The sequence below is a fragment of the Pseudomonas sp. HD57-3 genome (genome assembly GCF_056113135.1).
Map to the genome: position 1 here is coordinate 6,288,388 of NZ_CM148568.1, position 18,861 is coordinate 6,307,248.

Genomic DNA, 18,861 nt, shown 5'->3' on the forward strand with positions numbered 1-18,861 from the left:
CGCTTTTCTTTTGGTTACAACCCGAGCCCCGGTTCGCGAGAACCGGCTCGACCCCAAGAAGGAGCAACCATGAGCCTGCCCAATCCCGCCGATCTGATCAGCCAGATGGCGACCCGCCTCAAGGCGCACCTTGCCCAGCGTGATATCAGCGAACCGCGTTACATCGGCATCCGCACCGGCGGCGTCTGGGTCGCCCAGGCCCTGCTCGCAGAGCTGGGCAGCGATGCGCCATTGGGCACGCTGGATGTTTCCTTCTACCGTGACGACTTCAGCCAGAACGGCCTGCACCCGCAGGTGCGCCCGTCTGCCCTGCCCTTCGAAATCGAAGGCCAGCATCTGGTGCTGATCGACGATGTACTGATGAGCGGCCGAACCATCCGCGCCGCCATGAACGAACTGTTCGACTACGGCCGCCCGGCCAGCGTGACGCTGGTCTGCCTGCTGGACCTGGACGCCGGCGAACTGCCGATCCGCCCGAACGTGGTCGGCGCGACGCTGTCGCTGGCCGCCCACGAGCGGGTCAAGCTGTCCGGGCCGGAGCTGGCCCTCGAACTGCAAGACCTTGCCCTTTAATCCGCCCTATTGAGAGTCCCCCTCGCGATGACGCCTCTAGATACCAAGCGCCCGCTGCAGCTCAATGATCAGGGCCAGCTGCGCCACTTCCTCTCGCTCGACGGCCTGCGCCGCGAGTTGCTGACGGAAATCCTCGACACCGCCGACTCGTTCCTCGAAGTCGGCGCCCGGGCCGTGAAGAAGGTCCCGTTGCTGCGCGGCAAGACCGTGTGCAACGTGTTCTTCGAAAACTCGACCCGCACCCGCACCACCTTCGAACTGGCGGCCCAGCGGCTGTCGGCGGACGTGATCACCCTGAACGTGTCGACCTCGTCGGCCAGCAAGGGCGAAACCCTGCTCGACACTCTGCGCAATCTGGAAGCCATGGCCGCCGACATGTTCGTCGTGCGCCACGGTGACTCGGGCGCTGCGCACTTCATCGCCGAACATGTCTGCCCGCAAGTGGCGATCATCAACGGCGGCGACGGCCGGCACGCGCACCCGACCCAGGGCATGCTCGACATGCTGACCATCCGCCGCCACAAGGGCGGTTTCGAGAACCTCTCGGTGGCCATCGTCGGCGACATCCTGCACTCGCGGGTGGCGCGCTCGAACATGCTCGCCCTGAAGACCCTAGGCTGCCCGGACATCCGCGTGATCGCGCCGAAGACCCTGCTGCCGATCGGCATCGAGCAGTACGGTGTGAAGGTCTACACCGACATGACCGAAGGCCTGAAAGACGTCGACGTGGTGATCATGCTGCGCCTGCAGCGTGAGCGCATGACCGGCGGCCTGCTGCCGAGCGAAGGCGAGTTCTACCGCCTGTTCGGCCTGACCACCGCGCGCCTGGCCGGCGCCAAGCCCGATTGCATCGTCATGCACCCGGGGCCGATCAACCGCGGTGTGGAGATCGAGTCGGCGGTGGCCGACGGCCCGCACTCGGTGATCCTCAATCAAGTCACCTACGGCATCGCGATCCGTATGGCCGTGCTGTCGATGGCCATGAGCGGGCAAACGGCGCAACGTCAATTCGAGCAGGAGAACGCCCAGTGAAGCTCAGCATTCTTGGCGCCCGCGTCATCGATCCAAGCAGCGGCCTGGACCAAATCACCGATATTCACGTTGAAGCCTGCAAGATCGTCGCCCTCGGCGCGGCACCGGCCGGTTTCACCGCCGTCGAAACCATCGACGCCCAAGGCCTTGTTGCCGCTCCAGGCCTCGTAGACCTCAACGTCGCCCTGCGCGAGCCGGGCTACAGCCGCAAAGGCACCATCGCCAGCGAAACCCGCGCGGCTGCGGCCGGCGGCGTGACCAGCCTGTGCTGCCCGCCGAAAACCAAACCAGTACTCGACACCTCCGCCGTGGCCGAACTGATCCTCGACCGCGCCCGCGAGGCCGGCAACACCAAGGTGTTCCCGATCGGCGCGCTGAGCAAAGGTCTGGATGGCGAACAACTGGCCGAGCTGGTTGCCCTGCGCGACGCCGGTTGTGTGGCGTTCGGCAACGGCCTCGAAAGCTTCCGCAACACCCGCACCCTGTGCCGGGCGCTGGATTACGCGGCGACCTTCGACCTGACGGTGATTTTCAACTCGCAGGATCACGACCTGGCCGACGGTGGCCTGGCCCACGAAGGCGCCACCGCCAGCTTCCTCGGCTTGCCGGGCATTCCGGAGACCGCTGAAACCGTGGCGCTGGCCCGGGACCTGCTGCTGGTCGAGCAGACCGGCGTGCGTGCGCACTTCAGCCAGTTGACCAGCGCTCGCGGCGTGGCCCTGATCGCTCAGGCCCAGGCCCGTGGTTTGAAAGTCACGGCGGATGTCGCCCTGTATCAGCTGATCCTGACGGACGAAGCCCTGATCGACTTCAGCAGCCTGTATCACGTGCAACCGCCGCTGCGCACCCGCGCCGACCGCGACGGTCTGCGTGAGGCGGTGAAGTCCGGCGTTGTCTCGGCGATTTCCAGCCATCACCAGCCTCACGAGCGCGATGCCAAACTGGCACCGTTCGGCGCGACCGAGCCGGGCATCAGCAGCGTCGAGCTGTTGCTGCCACTGGCGATGACCCTGGTCGAGGATGGTCTGCTGGACCTGCCGACTCTGCTGGCCCGCCTGAGCGCCGGCCCGGCCGAGGCCCTGCGCCTGCCGGCGGGCAAACTGGCTGTCGGCGGCGCGGCGGATATCGTGCTGTTCGATCCGAAGGCCTCGACCGTTGCCGGCGAAACCTGGCTGTCGAAGGGCGAGAACTGCCCGTTCCTCGGCCATAGCCTGCCGGGTGCGGTGCGTTACACCTTGGTGGATGGCCGGATCAGCCATCAGGCATGAAGACAAGAGATAGCAGGCTGTAATGGCCTGCTATCTCCTGAATTCTATTTAATAGCGACAAACATCCTTGCTGGTAAAGCCACGCTCAAAGTGATTCCTCGCAACACCCTCTCCTTCACGTCATCTCTGCTGTTAGATCTACACCGATTGACGTAGGAAAGCGGCGGCCTGCCATCAAGAAATATCCGACGCTTTACACTCTCGTAAAAACAGCTTCGACACAATCAGAAACAGCCTACAAAGTTCTAATAGGCGGCACTTACGCGTACCCATTAATATAAAAATGTCAAAAGGATAACCAATATCCACAAGGATGAGCATATGAAAAATGGACTTACGCTTCCCCCTATTATCACCAGAGGCACAACAGGAAATTCTGGCGGATTTACAGTCAACTCCGGCTTCAGATGGGGAACCTATGCAACAGCAGATTGGCAGGGTGCAGGAGAGGCCATTATCACCAATGACGGTCAAACCTATTCACTGCCACTGAGCAATGGCCCCGTCATAACCTCAGCAGAAATGGACATGTTCCATGCCTGGCTTGAAATGAAATCCGGAATTAAAGCCTTCACCTATGAACTGCAAATGGTGAACAAGGCAATTAACAACGACGCTCTGGGTGGAATTCGGGATCTTTGGAGAATCACGGAAAGCGACAACTATTTACTCAATAACTCCGCCATTATCAGCCATGGCTATTTCAAGAACAAAGTCATCAACTTCAGCTTGGCTGATTCATTTGCGGCGCAGCAAAAACTAAGCACCATAGAAGCCTTGATCAAAGTCTCCGCGACTACTCCGTACAATCTGAATTACGAAACACTCACAAACGAGCTTTCTGGAGGAACCTTCAGCCCGATCAAAGCCTTTGCTCATTACCTCTGGGGAAATGGTGAGAGAATGAGGGTCAACATCAACAATATTGGCCTGAATGTCAGAGCCAACGAACTGCCACTGCTGGCAAGCTCTATCGCGAACACTCGAGAAACCGGAACTTATTACTTGTCTGACCCTAAGATCCCTTACGCCACCATTAATGACAGCAATGTCACCGGGGCTTACCTGGGAAGAATAACGTTAAAGATGGAGGGAAATTTTTCACGCGACAATGCAGGATCCTGGGTTTTCGATGGTGTTATCAGAGCCTACACTGACACTTACGACTTCGACGCAAGCAACAGATCAACTGCCCTTGAGTTATTAACAACAGCAGGCAGAGTATTTTCTGGAACTCATTACGAAATCGACATTTTCGGCGAGCATAAAATAAGGCTGAGCGGAACTGGATTTCACCCTACCCCATGAGCATCAATAATTTACAGACAACTGCACAACGGAAAGCGAATGAGCAGAACTTACACACTATTGAGCTATTTGTACCCAACCGCTCTCGCACTTACATCTGGTGCAGGAGCACTTGCATTAATAAAGAATCTCAAAGCAGGGACATATGACATAAACCAGGATTCGATCGGCCTGCCCATTGGCGCAATACTGATTATTTTCCTGACACTTGTACTAATGCACCTACTGCAGATTCTCTTATTACGCTGCGCGCGCGCCAATTCGTTTGCAGGTCTGCTACTGAAAATATCAGCCTACCTGATTGCAACAATATCCTTGATGATTTTGGTGGACAGGATTGTGTATTGGTCGATACCCCATCACGCCATCATTGCAATACTTTATGGTGTGACTGCCATTACGTTTGCCGTTTTCCAAATACAAACCGTGGTGCGATTAAAATAACGCGCAAGACCAAGTGTCGAGGGGGAGCCTGCCAGCGCACGAACTGCGCCGGCGGTCCTCCCCCTCGGCATCACTTACTGAAAGGCACCGCGCCCTTCGGCATTACGCACCGACACCTGATCGTTCAGCGTCCAGAAGTCATACAGCACCCCCAGAAAGAACAACCCACCGGTCAGCAGATACACCACCCCGCTGATCCACTTGCCCTGATACATCCGGTGCACGCCGAGCGCGCCGAGGAAGGTCAGGAGAATCCATGCCACGTTGTACTCGATCGGGCCCGCCGCGAAACGCAGGTCGGCTTCGCGATCCATCGCCGGGATCAGGAACACGTCGATCAGCCAGCCGATCCCCAGCAACCCGAAGGTGAAAAACCAGATCGTGCCGGTCACCGGTTTGCCGTAATAGAAGCGGTGAGAGCCTGTGAAACCGAAAATCCACAACAGGTAGCCGATCACCTTGCTATGGGTGTCTTTTTCCTTCACACGGGGCAGCTGATAGCCGTTCATTAAGACCTCGATACACGCGATAGATAAATATTCTTTAATTCTTTGTGACTTTTTTACAGGTAGCCGACGTATGGCAAATGCTACCGTGTCTCCCGTCAAAGCCTTATAGCACCGGACTTCTGTCCGACAATTGCGTCTTTTTGCCGCTTATTTGGTTCCGTTGGCACCCGATTGAATCGACCAACGGCCTCGGAAGTGACAAAAAAGCTGTTATAAAGTTGCGCGCTAACACACCAAGAGCCCTGCCTAATGCGTCCATTTTTCAAGACATGGCTAACCATTTGCCTATTAATGCCACTGGCCGCCCACGCCACCAATCGTGAGCAACGTCTTCCAAACGTTAACGGCTTTACCCCTAAATCCCATGCCTCTGCTCCATCGAACAAAGGCAAACAGGTCAAACACACCACGCTGAGCAGCAACGGCCGCAGCAAGCTGGTGCCACCGATGGCGACCAAGGAAAGCAGCAACGTCCTGAGTCGCGCGGTAAACGTCCTCGGTACGCCATACCGTTGGGGCGGCAGCAGCCCGAGTAAAGGCTTCGACTGCAGCGGTCTGGTGAAATACGCGTTCAACGACGCCACGTTCGACCTGCCACGCACCTCGAACGCAATGGCCAGCGGTCACGGCGAGAAAGTCGAACGCAAGGACCTGAAGCCGGGCGACCTGATTTTCTTCAACATCAAGAGCCGTCGGGTCAATCACGTTGCCATCTACCTGGGCAACGACCGTTTCATCCATGCGCCACGGCGCGGCAAGTCGGTGAGCATCGACACGCTGAACAAGCCGTACTGGGAAAAGCACTACGTGGTGGCCAAGCGCGTATTGCCGAAAGAACAGGGGCAGATGCGCGTCGTTCAGCGCTGAAGCCAGCTCGTCCGCACGCTCTGCGTCCGCTTTGGGACGCAGAGCGTCCCGGGCTGCATTCCCACGCAGAGCGTGGGAACGATCAGAACAAAAATCGCAGCCCACGGGCTGCGATTTTTTTTGCCTAGAAGTTATCCGGCGTGCGCGCCTTCTCCCGCGCATGTTCGCGGCTGATCAAGCCTTTGGTCACCAGATCCTTCAGGCACATGTCGAGTGTCTGCATCCCCAGCGAGCCGCCGGTCTGTATCGCCGAGTACATCTGCGCCACCTTGTCCTCGCGGATCAGGTTACGAATCGCCGACGTTCCCAGCATGATCTCGTGCGCCGCCACCCGGCCACCGCCGATCTTCTTGATCAGCGTCTGCGACACCACCGCCAGCAACGACTCCGAGAGCATCGAGCGCACCATGGATTTTTCGTCCCCGGGGAACACGTCCACCACCCGGTCGATGGTCTTGGCTGCCGAAGTGGTGTGCAAGGTGCCGAACACCAGGTGCCCGGTCTCGGCCGCGGTCAGCGCCAGGCGAATGGTTTCCAGATCGCGCATCTCGCCCACGAGGATCACGTCCGGGTCTTCGCGCAGCGCTGAACGCAATGCGGTGGCGAAACTGCGGGTATGGCGATGGACTTCGCGCTGATTGATCAGGCATTTGCGCGATTCGTGGACAAATTCGATCGGATCTTCGATGGTCAGGATGTGGTGATGGCGATGGGTGTTGAGGTAATCGATCATTGCCGCCAGGGTCGTGGACTTGCCGGAACCGGTCGGTCCGGTCACCAGCACCAGTCCGCGTGGCGCATCGGTGATCTTGCGAAAGACGTCGCCCATGGCGAGGTCTTCCATGCTCAGCACTTTCGACGGAATGGTCCGGAACACCGCGCCAGCGCCACGGTTCTGGTTGAAGGCATTGACCCGAAAGCGCGCCACGCCGGGGACTTCGAAGGAAAAGTCGGTTTCCAGATGTTTCTCGAAGTCCACCCGCTGGGTGTCGTTCATGATGTCGTAGATCAGCTCGTGTACTTGCTTGTGATCCAGCGCCGGCAGATTGATCCGCCGCACATCGCCATCCACGCGGATCATCGGCGGCAGACCGGCCGACAGGTGCAGGTCGGAAGCGCCCTGTTTGGCGCTGAAGGCCAGCAGTTCAGTGATATCCATAGCGTCCCTCAATTCCAGTAGAATGCCGCGAACCTTCAGACCGCTGGCGCCTCTTGATGTCCACGATAGCAGACAACATTCTCCAGGTTAGTTCGCGCATCCAGGCAGCGACCCAAGCTGCCAATCGCAGCGAAGACAGCGTCCAGCTGCTGGCCGTGAGCAAGACCAAACCGGCCGAAGCCCTGCGCGAAGCGTACGCCGCCGGCCTGCGCGACTTCGGCGAGAACTACCTGCAAGAGGCCTTGGGCAAACAGCTCGAACTGGCCGACCTGCCCTTGATCTGGCACTTCATCGGCCCCATTCAGTCGAACAAGACCCGCTCGATCGCCGAGCATTTCGCCTGGGTGCACTCCGTGGATCGTCTGAAAATCGCCCAACGCCTGTCAGAGCAACGCCCGGCGGATCTGCCGCCACTGAACATCTGCATTCAGGTCAACGTCAGCGGTGAGGCCAGCAAGTCCGGCTGCACGCCGCAAGACCTGCCAGCGCTGGCCCAGGCCATCAGCGTCCTGCCACGCCTGAAGCTGCGCGGGTTGATGGCGATTCCCGAGCCGACTGAAGATCGCGCCGAGCAGGACGCTGCATTCGCCGCCGTTCAGAAGTTGCAGGCCAGCCTCGATCTGCCGCTCGACACACTTTCCATGGGCATGAGCCACGACCTCGAGTCGGCCATTGCCCAGGGCGCGACCTGGGTCCGTATCGGTACGGCCCTGTTCGGCGCCCGCGACTATTCCCAATCTTGAACATTTCCAGATAAGGACCTGACATGAGCAACACACGTATTGCCTTTATCGGTGCCGGCAACATGGCCGCCAGCCTGATCGGCGGCCTGCGGGCCAAGGGTCTGGAAGCTGCACACATTCGCGCCAGCGATCCGGGCGAAGAAACCCGCGCCAAAGTCAGCGCCGAACACGGCATCGAAACCTTCGCCGACAACGCCCAGGCCATCGACGGCGCCGACGTGGTGGTACTGGCGGTCAAGCCACAAGCCATGAAGCTTGTGTGCGAAGCGATTCGCCCGAGCCTGAAACCGAATCAACTGGTGGTTTCCATCGCCGCCGGCATCACCTGCGCCAGCATGACTGCCTGGCTGGGCGAGCAGCCGATCGTGCGCTGCATGCCGAACACCCCGGCGCTGCTGCGTCAGGGCGTGAGCGGCCTGTATGCCACCAGCGCAGTGAGCGCCGAACAACGCCAACAGGCTGAAGAACTGCTGTCCGCCGTGGGCATCGCCCTGTGGCTGAACGAAGAGCAGCAACTGGACGCGGTCACCGCCGTCTCCGGTTCCGGCCCGGCGTACTTCTTCCTGCTGATCGAAGCCATGACCGCCGCCGGCGTCAAACTCGGCCTGCCGAAGGATATCGCCGAGCAGCTGACCTTGCAGACCGCGCTGGGTGCCGCGCACATGGCGGTGTCCAGCGACGTCGACGCTGCCGAACTGCGCCGCCGCGTGACCTCGCCGGCCGGCACCACGGAAGCTGCGATCAAATCGTTCCAGGCCGGCGGCTTCGAAGCCCTGGTGGAAAAAGCACTCGGCGCCGCCGCGCACCGCTCGGCCGAAATGGCCGAACAACTGGGCAAATAAGGAGCCTTACATGATTGGATTGAACACCGCAGCGGTCTACGTGCTGCAAACCCTTGGCAGCCTGTACCTGCTGATCGTGCTGCTGCGCTTCGTCCTGCAACTGGTGCGGGCGAACTTCTACAACCCGCTGTGCCAGTTCGTGGTCAAGGCCACGCAGCCGCTGCTCAAGCCACTGCGCCGGATCATCCCGAGCATGTTCGGCCTCGACATGTCGTCGCTGGTGCTGGCGATTCTGGTGCAACTGGCGCTGATGGCGCTGACCCTGCTGCTGACCTACGGCACCACCGGTAACCCGCTGCAACTGCTGATCTGGTCGCTGATCGGCGTGACGGCGCTGTTCCTGAAGATTTTCTTCTGGGCCATGATCATCAGCATCATCCTGTCCTGGGTCGCACCGGGCAGCCACAATCCGGGCGCCGAACTGGTAAACCAGATCTGCGAACCGGCCCTGGCGCCGTTCCGCCGAATCCTGCCGAACCTCGGTGGTCTGGACCTGTCGCCGATTTTCGCCTTCCTCGTGCTGAAGCTGATCGACATGCTGGTGATCAATAACCTCGCGGCGATGACGATGATGCCGGAAATCCTGCGCCTGCTGATGTGAGCTGGTTTCGCTGGGACGGTGACGACCTGATTCTGGAATGTCACCTGCAACCGGCCGCCCGCAGCGATGATTTCTGCGGGCTGCACGGCGATCGCCTGAAGATCCGCCTGACCGCGCCGCCGGTCGAGGGCAAGGCCAATGCCTACCTGATGGGGTTTCTGGCCAAGGCTTTTGGGGTTTCCAAAAGCCAGGTCAGCCTGATCGGCGGCGAGTTGAACCGGCAGAAGCGAGTGAAGATCTGCTCGCCGAAGAAGTTGCCGGATTTGCCTGGACTACTCCGCTGATCGTTCCCACGCTCCGCGTGGGAACGCATACCGGGACGCTCCGCGTCCCCCGCCCAAGCGGACGCGGAGCGTCCAATGAGGCATTCCCACGCGGAGCGTGGGAACGAGCGAAAATCAGGCCTGATCGTTGCTTGCCGCTAACCCCACCGGTCTTTAGACTTACGCCTCATTTCAACGAGAGCAGGGTCGATGCCAGCTGCCTTTCCCCCCGATTCTGTTGGTCTGGTGACGCCGCAAACGGCGCACTTCAGCGAACCGCTGGCCCTGGCCTGCGGCCGTTCGCTGGCCGATTATGACCTGATCTACGAAACCTACGGCACGCTGAACGCGCAAGCGAGCAACGCCGTGCTGATCTGCCATGCCTTGTCCGGCCACCACCACGCTGCGGGTTATCACAGCGTCGACGACCGCAAGCCCGGCTGGTGGGACAGCTGCATCGGCCCCGGCAAACCGATCGACACCAACAAGTTCTTCGTGGTCAGCCTGAACAACCTCGGCGGTTGCAACGGCTCCACCGGCCCGAGCAGCCTCAACCCGGAAACCGGCAAGCCGTTCGGCGCCGACTTCCCGGTGCTGACCGTGGAAGACTGGGTGCACAGCCAGGCACGCCTGGCCGACCTGCTCGGCATCAGCCAGTGGGCCGCGGTGATCGGCGGCAGCCTCGGCGGCATGCAGGCGCTGCAATGGACCATCACGTACCCGGATCGCGTTCGCCACTGCCTGGCCATCGCCTCGGCCCCGAAGCTGTCGGCGCAGAACATCGCCTTCAACGAAGTGGCGCGCCAGGCGATCCTCACCGACCCGGAATTCCACGGCGGCTCGTTCCAGGAACAAGGCGTGATCCCCAAGCGCGGCCTGATGCTGGCGCGGATGGTCGGACACATCACCTACCTGTCCGACGACTCCATGGGCGAGAAATTCGGCCGTGGCCTGAAGAGCGAAAAGCTCAACTACGACTTCCACAGCGTCGAGTTCCAGGTCGAAAGTTACCTGCGTTATCAGGGCGAAGAGTTCTCCGGGCGCTTCGATGCCAACACCTATCTGTTGATGACAAAAGCGCTGGACTACTTCGATCCGGCGGCGAACTTCAACGATAACCTGGCGAAAACCTTCGAAGGTGCGAAAGCCAAGTTCTGCGTGATGTCGTTCACCACCGACTGGCGTTTCTCCCCGGCCCGCTCGCGGGAACTGGTGGACGCGCTGATGGCCGCGCGCAAAGACGTCAGCTACCTGGAAATCGACGCGCCGCAAGGCCACGACGCCTTCCTGATTCCGATCCCGCGTTATTTGCAGGCGTTCGGCAATTACATGAACCGCATTACGTTGTGAGAAAGCCATGAGAGCTGATCTGGAAATCATCCAGGAATGGATCCCCGCCGGCAGCCGCGTGCTCGACCTCGGTTGCGGTGACGGCGAGTTGCTGACCTGGCTGCGCGACCACAAGCAAGTCACCGGCTACGGCCTGGAAAACGACGCCGACAACATCGCGCAGTGCGTGGCCAAGGGCGTCAACGTCATCGAACAGGACCTGGACAAGGGCCTGGGCAACTTCGCCAGCAACAGCTTCGACATCGTGGTGATGACCCAGGCCCTGCAAGCCGTGCACTACCCGGACAAGATCCTCGACGAAATGCTGCGAGTCGGACGCCAGTGCATCATCACCTTCCCCAACTTCGGTCACTGGCGCTGCCGCTGGTACTTGGCGAGCAAGGGCCGGATGCCGGTGTCGGAATTCCTGCCGTACACCTGGTACAACACGCCGAACATTCACTTCTGCACCTTCGAAGACTTTGAAGAACTTTGTCGCGAACGTGAGGCGAAGGTCATTGATCGGCTTGCCGTGGATCAACAGCACCGCCACGGGTGGGCCAGTAAGCTATGGCCTAATCTGTTAGGTGAGATCGGTATCTACCGCGTCAGCAGCCCGGGGCTTGCGGATCACAGAATCGCGGTCTGAACCACGACATTGCGAGGAGAACGAACATGGGACGCTTGATTACCGCGCTATTGGCCGCCTGCCTGAGCCTGTCGGCCGTGGCCGCCGATGCCATCAAGGGCGAACGCAAGGAAGTGTTCGGTGATGTCACCGTGCATTACAACACCTTCAACTCGACCTTCCTGACGCCGGACATCGCCAAGGCTGCCGAGCTGATCCGCAGCAAGAACCAGGGCGTGATCAATGTCTCGGTGATCAAGGACGGCAAACCGCTGATCGCCCAAGTCACCGGCACCGTCAAAGACCTGACCAGCCAGAGCGTGCCGCTGACTTTCCGCCAGATCACCGAGCAAGGCGCGATCTACTACATCGCCCAGTACCCGGTGGAACAGCAGGAAACCCGCACCTTTGAAATCAAGGTGCAGACCGGCGACAAGATCAACATCATCAATTTCAACCAAGAGCTTTTCCCTGGCCAATGATCAATCTCAAGCAACTCGTACTGGCCAGCCATAACGCCGGCAAGCTCAAGGAACTCCAGGCCATGCTCGGCGATTCGGTGCAACTGCGCTCGATTGGCGAATTCAGCAGCGTGGAGCCGGAAGAAACCGGTCTGTCGTTCGTCGAGAACGCGATTCTCAAGGCGCGCAATGCCGCGCGCATTTCCGGGCTGCCGGCGCTGGCCGACGATTCGGGCCTGGCGGTGGATTTCCTCGGCGGTGCGCCGGGCATCTACTCGGCGCGCTACGCCGACGGCAAGGGCGACGCGGCAAACAACGCCAAACTGCTCGACGCCTTGAAGGACGTGCCTGAAGCCGAGCGTGGCGCGCAGTTCGTCTGCGTGCTGGCGCTGGTGCGTCACGCCGACGATCCACTGCCGATCCTCTGCGAAGGTCTGTGGCACGGTCGCATTCTGACCGCCGCCAGTGGCGAGCACGGTTTCGGCTACGACCCGCTGTTCTGGGTGCCGGAGCGTAACGTGTCCAGCGCCGAACTGAGCCCGAGCGACAAGAACCAGATCAGCCACCGCGCCCGTGCAATGGATCTGCTGCGCCAGCGTCTGGGCTTGAAATGACCGATAGCTCCTCCGCGTCGTCGCTGATTATCGGCGGCGCCGCCTCCTCACCTCGGGCGCCGTTGCCGACGCTGCCGCCCCTGGCGCTGTACATCCACATCCCGTGGTGTGTGCGCAAATGCCCCTATTGCGACTTCAACTCCCACACCGCCAGCCCGGTGCTGCCGGAGCAGGAATACGTCGACGCGATGCTGGCCGACCTCGATCAGGATCTTCACGCGGTGTACGGCCGTGAGTTGAGTTCGATCTTCTTTGGCGGCGGCACGCCGAGCCTGTTCAGTGCCGAAGCCCTGGGTCGCTCGCTCGAAGGCGTGAAACAACGCATCCCGTTTGCCGATGACATCGAAATCACCTTGGAAGCCAACCCCGGGACCTTCGAACAAGAGAAGTTCGTCGCCTACCGCAAACTGGGGATCAATCGCCTGTCGATCGGCATCCAGAGCTTCCAGCAGGAAAAGCTCAAGGCCCTCGGTCGTATCCACAACGGCGACGAAGCGGTACGCGCCGCCGGCATGGCGCGCCAGGCCGGGTTCGATAATTTCAACCTCGACTTGATGCATGGCTTGCCGGACCAGTCGCTGGACGATGCCCTGAGCGATCTGCGCCAGGCGATCGAACTGAAGCCAACGCACATTTCCTGGTATCAGCTGACGCTGGAGCCGAACACCGTGTTCTGGAACCAGCCGCCGGTGCTGCCGGAAGACGACACGCTATGGGACATTCAAGAGGCCGGACAGGCGCTGCTGGCCGAACACGGTTACGCGCAGTACGAAGTTTCGGCCTATGCCCAACCGGGTCGCCCGGCGCGACACAACCTCAATTATTGGAGCTTCGGCGACTTCATCGGCATCGGCGCCGGCGCCCACGGCAAGCTCAGCCATCCGGACGGGCGCATCGTGCGCACCTGGAAGACGCGCCTGCCCAAGGATTACCTCAACCCGGCCAAAAGCTTCCAGGCCGGCGAGAAAGCCCTGACCAACGACGAGATGCCGTTCGAATTCCTGATGAACGCCCTGCGCCTGACCGCCGGCGTCGAATCGCGCCTGTACCCGGAGCGCACCGGCCTGCCGCTGGAGAGCCTCGACGAACACCGGCGAGAGGCCGAACAAAGCGGTCTGTTGCAGGTCGAAGCGTCACGTCTGGCGGCCACCGAGCGCGGACAACTGTTCCTCAACGACTTGCTGCAGAAATTTCTGAGCTGACCGCTCTTAAGGAAACCGCATGGATTTGATACTCGACCTGCTCGCCACCGTGTCCCGCTGGAGCCGCAGCAACCTCTCGGAAATCGCTTTGGCCCTGGTGGGCTGCCTGCTGGTGCTGTTCGGCGCTGACTTCAAGGCCTGGGTCGAGCAACGCCTGGGCAGCATCGCCGGCGCCCTGCGCGCCCCACTGATGGCCCTGCTGTGCCTGATCGGCAGCGGCGCGGCACTGATTTACGCGACGCCGTGGGTGGTGAAGGGGCTGAGCCAGTTCAACAACTACAGCCTGGCGCCGGTGTTGTTGGTGGTGTTGGTGTTGATTGGCGTGGTCGCGGATCGCCGCTGATCGCGCGTTGAAAACAGACAGGGAAGTTCATGAGCAAAAAACTGTTGGATGAAACAAGCAAATTTCTCAGCTTCGTGCTGCGCCACGAGCCTCAGGCGATTGGCCTGACGCTGGACTCCGAAGGCTGGGCGAACATCGATGCCTTGATCGATGGCGCGGCGCGGGACGGCAGAACGCTGGATCGCGCGCTGATTGAAAACGTCGTGGCGAGCAGTGACAAGAAGCGCTTTTCGATCTCCGCAGATGGTCATTCGATTCGTGCCGTACAGGGCCACTCGACGAAAAGCGTGGAGCTGCAGTTCGAAGAAAAACAGCCACCGGAGACCCTGTATCACGGCACCGCGACACGCTTCATGGACTCGATCAACGAGCAGGGATTGATCCCGGGATCACGTCATCACGTGCATCTTTCCCAGGAAACCGCCACCGCTTCAGCGGTTGGGCAACGTTATGGAACGGTCGTGATTCTGCAAGTCGCCGCGCGGCGGATGCAGGAGCAGGGTTTCAAGTTCTATCAGGCCGAGAATGGGGTCTGGCTGACAGAGCGGGTCCCCGCGAAATTTCTTTCTACGGTGTAGTTTCCGAGTACTGCTAAAACAACTGAGGGAGCCATTGGCTCCCTCAGTTTTATTGCGTGACGCTTAAGCGAGCTTTTCGAACTTCAGATCCCACACGCCATGCCCAAGACGTTCGCCGCGGCGTTCGAACTTGGTGATCGGGCGTTCAGCCGGGCGGGGTACACACTTGCCGTCTTCGGCGAGGTTGCGATAGCCCGGAGCGACGTTCATCACTTCCAGCATGTATTCGGCGTACGGCTCCCAGTCGGTGGCCATGTGCAGAATGCCGCCAACCTTCAGCTTGCTGCGCACCAGTTCAGCGAAGGACGCCTGAACGATACGGCGCTTGTGATGGCGGCTCTTGTGCCACGGATCCGGGAAGAACAGCATCAGGCGATCGAGGCTGTTGTCGGCGATGCAGCGGTTGAGCACTTCGATCGCATCGCAATCGTAGACCCGCAGGTTGGTCAGGCCCTGAGTCAGCACGCCGTTGAGCAGCGCGCCGACACCCGGACGGTGAACCTCGACACCGATGAAATCCTGTTCCGGCGCAGCGGCGGCCATTTCCAGCAGCGAATGGCCCATGCCGAAACCGATCTCCAGCGAACGCGGCGCGGAACGGCCGAACACCTGGTCGTAATCCACCGGCGCATCGGCCAGCGGCAGGACGAACTTCGGTGCGCCCTGATCCAGGCCGCGCTGCTGGCCTTCGGTCATGCGCCCGGCGCGCATCACGAAACTCTTGATGCGGCGGTGTTGGCGCTCGTCGCCCTCTTCCGTCTGGATTGGCGTGTCGTTCGATTCAGTCATCAATAGCTCTTACTTGATCAGACCATCCAGCGGCGAAGAGGCGCTGGCATAGAGTTTTTTCGGCATGCGGCCGGCGAGGTAGGCCAGGCGGCCCGCGACGATCGCGTGTTTCATGGCTTCAGCCATCATGATCGGCTGCTGGGCGTGGGCGATGGCCGAGTTCATCAGCACCGCGTCACAGCCCAGCTCCATGGAAATGGTGGCGTCGGAAGCGGTGCCGACACCGGCATCCACCAGCACCGGGATCTTGGCTTCTTCGAGGATGATCTGCAGATTGTACGGATTGCAGATCCCCAGGCCCGAGCCGATCAGACCGGCCAGCGGCATGACCGCGATGCAGCCGATTTCCGCCAGTTGCCGGGCGATGATCGGGTCATCACTGGTGTAAACCATCACGTCGAAGCCTTCCTTGACCAGCACTTCGGCGGCCTTGAGGGTTTCGATCACGTTGGGGAACAGGGTTTTCTGGTCGGCCAGTACTTCCAGCTTCACCAGGTTGTGGCCGTCGAGCAGCTCACGGGCCAGGCGGCAGGTGCGCACGGCTTCGACTGCGTCGTAGCAACCAGCGGTGTTCGGCAGGAAGGTGTAGCGATCCGGCGACAGCACTTCGAGCAGGTTCGGCTCGCCTTCGATCTGGCCCAGGTTGGTGCGGCGCACGGCGAAGGTGACGATCTCGGCACCCGAGGCTTCAATGGCCAGGCGGGTTTCTTCCATGTCACGGTACTTGCCGGTACCGACCAGCAAACGCGACTGGTAAGTACGACCGGCCAGAACGAAAGGCTTGTCGCTACGAACGATGCTCATGGGGAATCCTCTGTTGGGGTGAGGGTCTTGCAGAATTCTCGGCCCATGCAGGCCTGGCGATCAGCCGCCGCCGATCGCGTGCACGACTTCGACATTGTCGCCGTCGTTCAAAGTGGTGTCGGCATGCTGGCTGCGCGGGACGATATCCAGATTGAGTTCGACCGCGACGCGGCGTCCGGTCAGGTCCAGACGGGTCAGCAGGGCCGCAACGGTTTCACCGTCGGGCAGTTCAAAGGATTCACCGTTCAACTGAATGCGCATGCGCAACGCCGCCATCACTTTTTAGGGGGTGGCATTCTAGCCCGATCATGACCTAAAGGTCAGCACCAAGCGTCAAGCGGTTGGGTGCAGGCGCCAGGCGGCAAGTCCGAGGCACAGCCAGCCGATCAGGAACGCCAGGCCGCCGAACGGGGTGATGATGCCGAGCTTGCTGATGCCGAGGGTGGTCAGCAGGTACAGGCTGCCGGAGAACAGCAGGATACCGATGGTGAACGAGATGCCGGCCCAGACGACCAGACGCCCCTGAAGCTGCGTGGCCAGCAGCGCCACGCCGAACAGCGCCAGCGCGTGCACCAGTTGATAGGTGACGCCGGTATGGAAGATCGCGAGGTACTCGGGGGTCAGGCGGTTTTTCAGGCCATGGGCGGCGAATGCGCCAAGGCCGACACCGGTGAAACCAAAGAAGGCAGCCAGCATCAGAAAGCTACGCAGCATGTAGAACTCCACTCAGACTCGATCGGCAGGGTCTGTATAATGGCCCGCTCAACCGGTTCGGCCAAGCCATCTCTATGCTGCGTTTATTTCTCCGTCGTTTCACGAAGGCCCTGCTCTGGTTCGCGGGCGGCAGCGTATTGCTGGTGTTGGTGTTTCGTTTCGTGCCGCCACCGGGCACGGCACTGATGGTCGAGCGCAAGATCGAATCCTGGGTCGACGGCGAGCCGATCGATCTGCAACGTACCTGGAAGCCGTGGGACGAGATCTCCGATGACCTGAAGGTCGCGGTGATTGCCGGCGAGGACCAGAAATTCCCCGAGCATTGGGGTTTTGACCTGAGCGCAATCAAAGCCGCACTGGCCCACAACGAACTCGGCGGCTCGATTCGCGGCGCCAGCACCCTGAGCCAGCAAGTGTCGAAGAACCTGTTTTTGTGGTCGGGCCGCAGCTACCTGCGCAAAGGCCTGGAAGCGTGGTTTACCGCACTGATCGAAGTGTTCTGGCCCAAGCAGCGGATTCTTGAGGTGTACCTGAACAGTGTCGAGTGGGATGACGGCGTATTTGGTGCCGAAGCGGCAGCACGGCATCACTTTGGCGTAAGCGCCAAGTCATTGTCGCGGCAGCAGGCGAGTTACCTGGCGGCCGTACTGCCCAATCCGCGGGTCTGGAGTGCCAGTCACCCGACTTCCTATGTGTCGCGTCGGGCCGGATGGATTCGCCAGCAGATGAGCCAGCTGGGTGGCGACAGCTATCTGCTGACACTCGATGATTCACCACGCCGCGCGCCCTGGGCCCAATGAGTTTCTGAAGCACACACAAAAACGCCCCGATCATCACTGATCGGGGCGTTTTTTATTACTTGCTCGCCGGTTACGCGGCAATCGACAACTTGAGCTTGTTCATCGCGCTCTTCTCGAGCTGACGGATCCGCTCGGCCGATACGTTGTACTTCTGCGCCAGGTCGTGCAGCGTGGCTTTCTCTTCTGCCAGCCAGCGCTGGTAGAGGATGTCACGGCTACGTTCGTCCAACACTTCCAGCGCTTCGTGCAGGTTGTGATTGGAGTTGTCGCTCCAGTCGGCATCTTCCAGTTGACGCGCCGGGTCGTACCGGTGGTCTTCCAGGTAGTTGGCCGGCGACTGGAAAGCACTGTCGTCGTCCGCTTCCGCAGCCGGGTCGAAGGCCATGTCATGGCCGGTCAGGCGACTTTCCATCTCACGCACTTCACGCGGCTCGACGCCGAGGCTTTCCGCCACACGGTGGACTTCCTCGTTGTTCAGCCAGGCCAGACGTTTCTTCTGGCTGCGCAGGTTGAAGAACAGCTTGCGCTGGGCCTTGGTGGTCGCGACTTTCACGATCCGCCAGTTGCGCAGGATGAACTCGTGAATCTCGGCCTTGATCCAGTGCACCGCGAAGGACACCAGACGCACGCCCATTTCCGGGTTGAAACGCTTCACGGCCTTCATCAGACCGACGTTACCTTCCTGGATCAGGTCAGCCTGAGCCAGACCGTAGCCGGAATAGCTACGGGCGATGTGTACGACAAACCGCAGGTGGGCGAGCACCATCTGCCGAGCCGCCCCCAAATCCTGCTCATAGTAGAGACTCTCGGCCAGTTCACGCTCCTGCTCCGGCGTCAGCAATGGAATGCTGTTGACGGTGTGCACGTAGGCTTCCAGGTTTGCGCCTGGAACCAATGCATACGCAGGTTGCAAAGAATTGGACATACGGAAAAACCTCCGACTTACATACTCATGCTTTTCAGCATTGCGAAAAATTGACCGGAAACTCA

The 18,861-nt window shown here is 60.4% G+C and carries 25 protein-coding genes; 18 read left to right on the plus strand and 7 right to left on the minus strand.

Going from position 1 to position 18,861, the window contains the following annotated elements:
- Positions 1-69: 69 nt before the first annotated feature.
- The 5 genes from pyrR (at position 70) to AC0R79_RS28600 (ending at position 4,625) form a co-directional block, all read left to right on the plus strand.
- Positions 70-573, plus strand: coding sequence for a bifunctional pyr operon transcriptional regulator/uracil phosphoribosyltransferase PyrR (gene pyrR / locus AC0R79_RS28580; RefSeq protein ID WP_007953335.1), 504 nt, complete (start codon positions 70-72; stop codon positions 571-573).
- A 27-nt stretch (positions 574-600) separates the two neighbouring features.
- Positions 601-1,605, plus strand: coding sequence for an aspartate carbamoyltransferase catalytic subunit (locus tag AC0R79_RS28585; protein WP_007913665.1), 1,005 nt, complete (start codon positions 601-603; stop codon positions 1,603-1,605).
- Positions 1,602-2,873 carry a dihydroorotase gene (locus AC0R79_RS28590; protein ID WP_375744275.1) on the plus strand — a complete coding sequence of 424 codons (1,272 nt, stop codon included), beginning with the start codon at positions 1,602-1,604 and terminating at the stop codon, positions 2,871-2,873. Before AC0R79_RS28585 ends, AC0R79_RS28590 begins: the two co-directional genes overlap by 4 nt.
- A 321-nt stretch (positions 2,874-3,194) precedes the next feature.
- The gene (locus AC0R79_RS28595; RefSeq protein ID WP_127800396.1) at positions 3,195-4,181 is read left to right on the plus strand and encodes a lipid II-degrading bacteriocin; all 987 of its coding nucleotides are present in this window, start codon (positions 3,195-3,197) and stop codon (positions 4,179-4,181) included.
- A 39-nt stretch (positions 4,182-4,220) separates the two neighbouring features.
- Complete coding sequence (locus AC0R79_RS28600) at positions 4,221-4,625, plus strand: hypothetical protein (protein WP_474732582.1); 405 nt, start codon at positions 4,221-4,223, stop codon at positions 4,623-4,625.
- A gap of 74 nt (positions 4,626-4,699) precedes the next feature.
- On the opposite strand, the gene AC0R79_RS28605 is transcribed toward AC0R79_RS28600, so the two are convergent.
- Positions 4,700-5,134, minus strand: a complete 435-nt coding sequence (locus AC0R79_RS28605) for an NINE protein (RefSeq protein ID WP_007953343.1) — start codon at positions 5,132-5,134, stop codon at positions 4,700-4,702.
- 249 nt (positions 5,135-5,383) lie between these two features.
- On the opposite strand from AC0R79_RS28605, the gene AC0R79_RS28610 reads away from it, so the two are divergent.
- Positions 5,384-6,001 (plus strand): C40 family peptidase, encoded by a 618-nt coding sequence (locus AC0R79_RS28610; RefSeq protein WP_007953345.1) that lies wholly within the window; start codon positions 5,384-5,386, stop codon positions 5,999-6,001.
- A 124-nt stretch (positions 6,002-6,125) separates the two neighbouring features.
- Here AC0R79_RS28610 and AC0R79_RS28615 read toward each other — a convergent pair whose 3' ends face one another.
- On the minus strand, positions 6,126-7,160 hold the full coding sequence (locus AC0R79_RS28615; protein WP_474732583.1) for a type IV pilus twitching motility protein PilT: 1,035 nt from the start codon (positions 7,158-7,160) through the stop codon (positions 6,126-6,128).
- Positions 7,161-7,216: 56 nt separating this feature from the next.
- On the opposite strand from AC0R79_RS28615, the gene AC0R79_RS28620 reads away from it, so the two are divergent.
- From AC0R79_RS28620 to AC0R79_RS28670, 11 genes are all read left to right on the plus strand, one after another.
- On the plus strand, positions 7,217-7,903 hold the full coding sequence (locus tag AC0R79_RS28620; RefSeq protein WP_474732584.1) for a YggS family pyridoxal phosphate-dependent enzyme: 687 nt from the start codon (positions 7,217-7,219) through the stop codon (positions 7,901-7,903).
- Between the two features lie 23 nt (positions 7,904-7,926).
- Positions 7,927-8,745 (plus strand): pyrroline-5-carboxylate reductase, encoded by an 819-nt coding sequence (gene proC / locus AC0R79_RS28625; RefSeq protein WP_474732585.1) that lies wholly within the window; start codon positions 7,927-7,929, stop codon positions 8,743-8,745.
- A 10-nt stretch (positions 8,746-8,755) separates the two neighbouring features.
- Complete coding sequence (locus tag AC0R79_RS28630; RefSeq protein WP_007953355.1) at positions 8,756-9,346, plus strand: YggT family protein; 591 nt, start codon at positions 8,756-8,758, stop codon at positions 9,344-9,346.
- Positions 9,343-9,630, plus strand: coding sequence for a DUF167 domain-containing protein (locus tag AC0R79_RS28635; protein ID WP_127800408.1), 288 nt, complete (start codon positions 9,343-9,345; stop codon positions 9,628-9,630). Before AC0R79_RS28630 ends, AC0R79_RS28635 begins: the two co-directional genes overlap by 4 nt.
- Positions 9,631-9,819: 189 nt before the next feature.
- Positions 9,820-10,959, plus strand: a complete 1,140-nt coding sequence (gene metX / locus AC0R79_RS28640; protein ID WP_085605883.1) for a homoserine O-succinyltransferase MetX — start codon at positions 9,820-9,822, stop codon at positions 10,957-10,959.
- Positions 10,960-10,966: 7 nt separating this feature from the next.
- Positions 10,967-11,587 carry a methionine biosynthesis protein MetW gene (gene metW, locus AC0R79_RS28645; protein ID WP_007953362.1) on the plus strand — a complete coding sequence of 207 codons (621 nt, stop codon included), beginning with the start codon at positions 10,967-10,969 and terminating at the stop codon, positions 11,585-11,587.
- Positions 11,588-11,613: 26 nt separating this feature from the next.
- Positions 11,614-12,048, plus strand: coding sequence for a DUF4426 domain-containing protein (locus AC0R79_RS28650; RefSeq protein ID WP_127800412.1), 435 nt, complete (start codon positions 11,614-11,616; stop codon positions 12,046-12,048).
- A complete protein-coding gene (gene rdgB / locus AC0R79_RS28655; RefSeq protein WP_011336379.1) occupies positions 12,045-12,641 on the plus strand; it encodes an RdgB/HAM1 family non-canonical purine NTP pyrophosphatase in 597 nt (198 codons plus the stop codon). Before AC0R79_RS28650 ends, rdgB begins: the two co-directional genes overlap by 4 nt.
- The gene (hemW, locus tag AC0R79_RS28660) at positions 12,638-13,843 is read left to right on the plus strand and encodes a radical SAM family heme chaperone HemW (protein ID WP_474732586.1); all 1,206 of its coding nucleotides are present in this window, start codon (positions 12,638-12,640) and stop codon (positions 13,841-13,843) included. Before rdgB ends, hemW begins: the two co-directional genes overlap by 4 nt.
- A 19-nt stretch (positions 13,844-13,862) precedes the next feature.
- On the plus strand, positions 13,863-14,186 hold the full coding sequence (locus tag AC0R79_RS28665; RefSeq protein WP_474732587.1) for a DUF3392 domain-containing protein: 324 nt from the start codon (positions 13,863-13,865) through the stop codon (positions 14,184-14,186).
- A gap of 29 nt (positions 14,187-14,215) precedes the next feature.
- Positions 14,216-14,764 (plus strand): RNA 2'-phosphotransferase, encoded by a 549-nt coding sequence (locus tag AC0R79_RS28670; protein WP_474732588.1) that lies wholly within the window; start codon positions 14,216-14,218, stop codon positions 14,762-14,764.
- Between the two features lie 63 nt (positions 14,765-14,827).
- Here the strand turns inward: AC0R79_RS28670 and trmB are convergent, their stop codons facing one another.
- The 4 genes from trmB to AC0R79_RS28690 form a co-directional block, all read right to left on the minus strand.
- On the minus strand, positions 14,828-15,553 hold the full coding sequence (gene trmB, locus AC0R79_RS28675; RefSeq protein WP_085646976.1) for a tRNA (guanosine(46)-N7)-methyltransferase TrmB: 726 nt from the start codon (positions 15,551-15,553) through the stop codon (positions 14,828-14,830).
- 9 nt (positions 15,554-15,562) lie between these two features.
- Positions 15,563-16,357: a thiazole synthase gene (locus tag AC0R79_RS28680; protein WP_007953385.1), complete on the minus strand. Its 795-nt coding sequence runs from the start codon at positions 16,355-16,357 to the stop codon at positions 15,563-15,565.
- 60 nt (positions 16,358-16,417) lie between these two features.
- Entirely contained in the window at positions 16,418-16,618 is a 201-nt protein-coding gene (gene thiS / locus AC0R79_RS28685; protein ID WP_007953386.1) for a sulfur carrier protein ThiS, read from the minus strand.
- A gap of 72 nt (positions 16,619-16,690) precedes the next feature.
- Positions 16,691-17,071 carry a DUF423 domain-containing protein gene (locus AC0R79_RS28690; protein ID WP_474732589.1) on the minus strand — a complete coding sequence of 127 codons (381 nt, stop codon included), beginning with the start codon at positions 17,069-17,071 and terminating at the stop codon, positions 16,691-16,693.
- 74 nt (positions 17,072-17,145) lie between these two features.
- Between AC0R79_RS28690 and mtgA the strand changes: the two genes are divergently transcribed.
- Positions 17,146-17,871 (plus strand): monofunctional biosynthetic peptidoglycan transglycosylase, encoded by a 726-nt coding sequence (gene mtgA / locus AC0R79_RS28695; RefSeq protein ID WP_474732590.1) that lies wholly within the window; start codon positions 17,146-17,148, stop codon positions 17,869-17,871.
- Positions 17,872-17,941: 70 nt separating this feature from the next.
- On the opposite strand, the gene rpoH is transcribed toward mtgA, so the two are convergent.
- Positions 17,942-18,796 (minus strand): RNA polymerase sigma factor RpoH, encoded by an 855-nt coding sequence (rpoH, locus tag AC0R79_RS28700; RefSeq protein WP_007953393.1) that lies wholly within the window; start codon positions 18,794-18,796, stop codon positions 17,942-17,944.
- Positions 18,797-18,861: the final 65 nt, after the last annotated feature.

What these genes read in the sequence shown, in the direction of transcription:
- metX (WP_085605883.1), top strand. Translation starts at nt 9,820, where the DNA reads ATGCCAGCTGCCTTTCCCCCCGATTCTGTTGGTCTGGTGACGCCGCAA.
- proC (WP_474732585.1), top strand. Translation starts at nt 7,927, where the DNA reads ATGAGCAACACACGTATTGCCTTTATCGGTGCCGGCAACATGGCCGCC.
- AC0R79_RS28585 (WP_007913665.1), top strand. Translation starts at nt 601, where the DNA reads ATGACGCCTCTAGATACCAAGCGCCCGCTGCAGCTCAATGATCAGGGC.
- AC0R79_RS28610 (WP_007953345.1), top strand. Translation starts at nt 5,384, where the DNA reads ATGCGTCCATTTTTCAAGACATGGCTAACCATTTGCCTATTAATGCCA.
- metW (WP_007953362.1), top strand. Translation starts at nt 10,967, where the DNA reads ATGAGAGCTGATCTGGAAATCATCCAGGAATGGATCCCCGCCGGCAGC.
- rdgB (WP_011336379.1), top strand. Translation starts at nt 12,045, where the DNA reads ATGATCAATCTCAAGCAACTCGTACTGGCCAGCCATAACGCCGGCAAG.
- AC0R79_RS28615 (WP_474732583.1), bottom strand. Translation starts at nt 7,160, where the DNA reads ATGGATATCACTGAACTGCTGGCCTTCAGCGCCAAACAGGGCGCTTCC.
- AC0R79_RS28600 (WP_474732582.1), top strand. Translation starts at nt 4,221, where the DNA reads ATGAGCAGAACTTACACACTATTGAGCTATTTGTACCCAACCGCTCTC.
- AC0R79_RS28680 (WP_007953385.1), bottom strand. Translation starts at nt 16,357, where the DNA reads ATGAGCATCGTTCGTAGCGACAAGCCTTTCGTTCTGGCCGGTCGTACT.
- AC0R79_RS28605 (WP_007953343.1), bottom strand. Translation starts at nt 5,134, where the DNA reads ATGAACGGCTATCAGCTGCCCCGTGTGAAGGAAAAAGACACCCATAGC.
- hemW (WP_474732586.1), top strand. Translation starts at nt 12,638, where the DNA reads ATGACCGATAGCTCCTCCGCGTCGTCGCTGATTATCGGCGGCGCCGCC.
- AC0R79_RS28630 (WP_007953355.1), top strand. Translation starts at nt 8,756, where the DNA reads ATGATTGGATTGAACACCGCAGCGGTCTACGTGCTGCAAACCCTTGGC.
- AC0R79_RS28690 (WP_474732589.1), bottom strand. Translation starts at nt 17,071, where the DNA reads ATGCTGCGTAGCTTTCTGATGCTGGCTGCCTTCTTTGGTTTCACCGGT.
- trmB (WP_085646976.1), bottom strand. Translation starts at nt 15,553, where the DNA reads ATGACTGAATCGAACGACACGCCAATCCAGACGGAAGAGGGCGACGAG.
- AC0R79_RS28670 (WP_474732588.1), top strand. Translation starts at nt 14,216, where the DNA reads ATGAGCAAAAAACTGTTGGATGAAACAAGCAAATTTCTCAGCTTCGTG.
- pyrR (WP_007953335.1), top strand. Translation starts at nt 70, where the DNA reads ATGAGCCTGCCCAATCCCGCCGATCTGATCAGCCAGATGGCGACCCGC.
- mtgA (WP_474732590.1), top strand. Translation starts at nt 17,146, where the DNA reads ATGCTGCGTTTATTTCTCCGTCGTTTCACGAAGGCCCTGCTCTGGTTC.
- AC0R79_RS28595 (WP_127800396.1), top strand. Translation starts at nt 3,195, where the DNA reads ATGAAAAATGGACTTACGCTTCCCCCTATTATCACCAGAGGCACAACA.
- thiS (WP_007953386.1), bottom strand. Translation starts at nt 16,618, where the DNA reads ATGCGCATTCAGTTGAACGGTGAATCCTTTGAACTGCCCGACGGTGAA.
- rpoH (WP_007953393.1), bottom strand. Translation starts at nt 18,796, where the DNA reads ATGTCCAATTCTTTGCAACCTGCGTATGCATTGGTTCCAGGCGCAAAC.
- AC0R79_RS28620 (WP_474732584.1), top strand. Translation starts at nt 7,217, where the DNA reads ATGTCCACGATAGCAGACAACATTCTCCAGGTTAGTTCGCGCATCCAG.
- AC0R79_RS28665 (WP_474732587.1), top strand. Translation starts at nt 13,863, where the DNA reads ATGGATTTGATACTCGACCTGCTCGCCACCGTGTCCCGCTGGAGCCGC.
- AC0R79_RS28650 (WP_127800412.1), top strand. Translation starts at nt 11,614, where the DNA reads ATGGGACGCTTGATTACCGCGCTATTGGCCGCCTGCCTGAGCCTGTCG.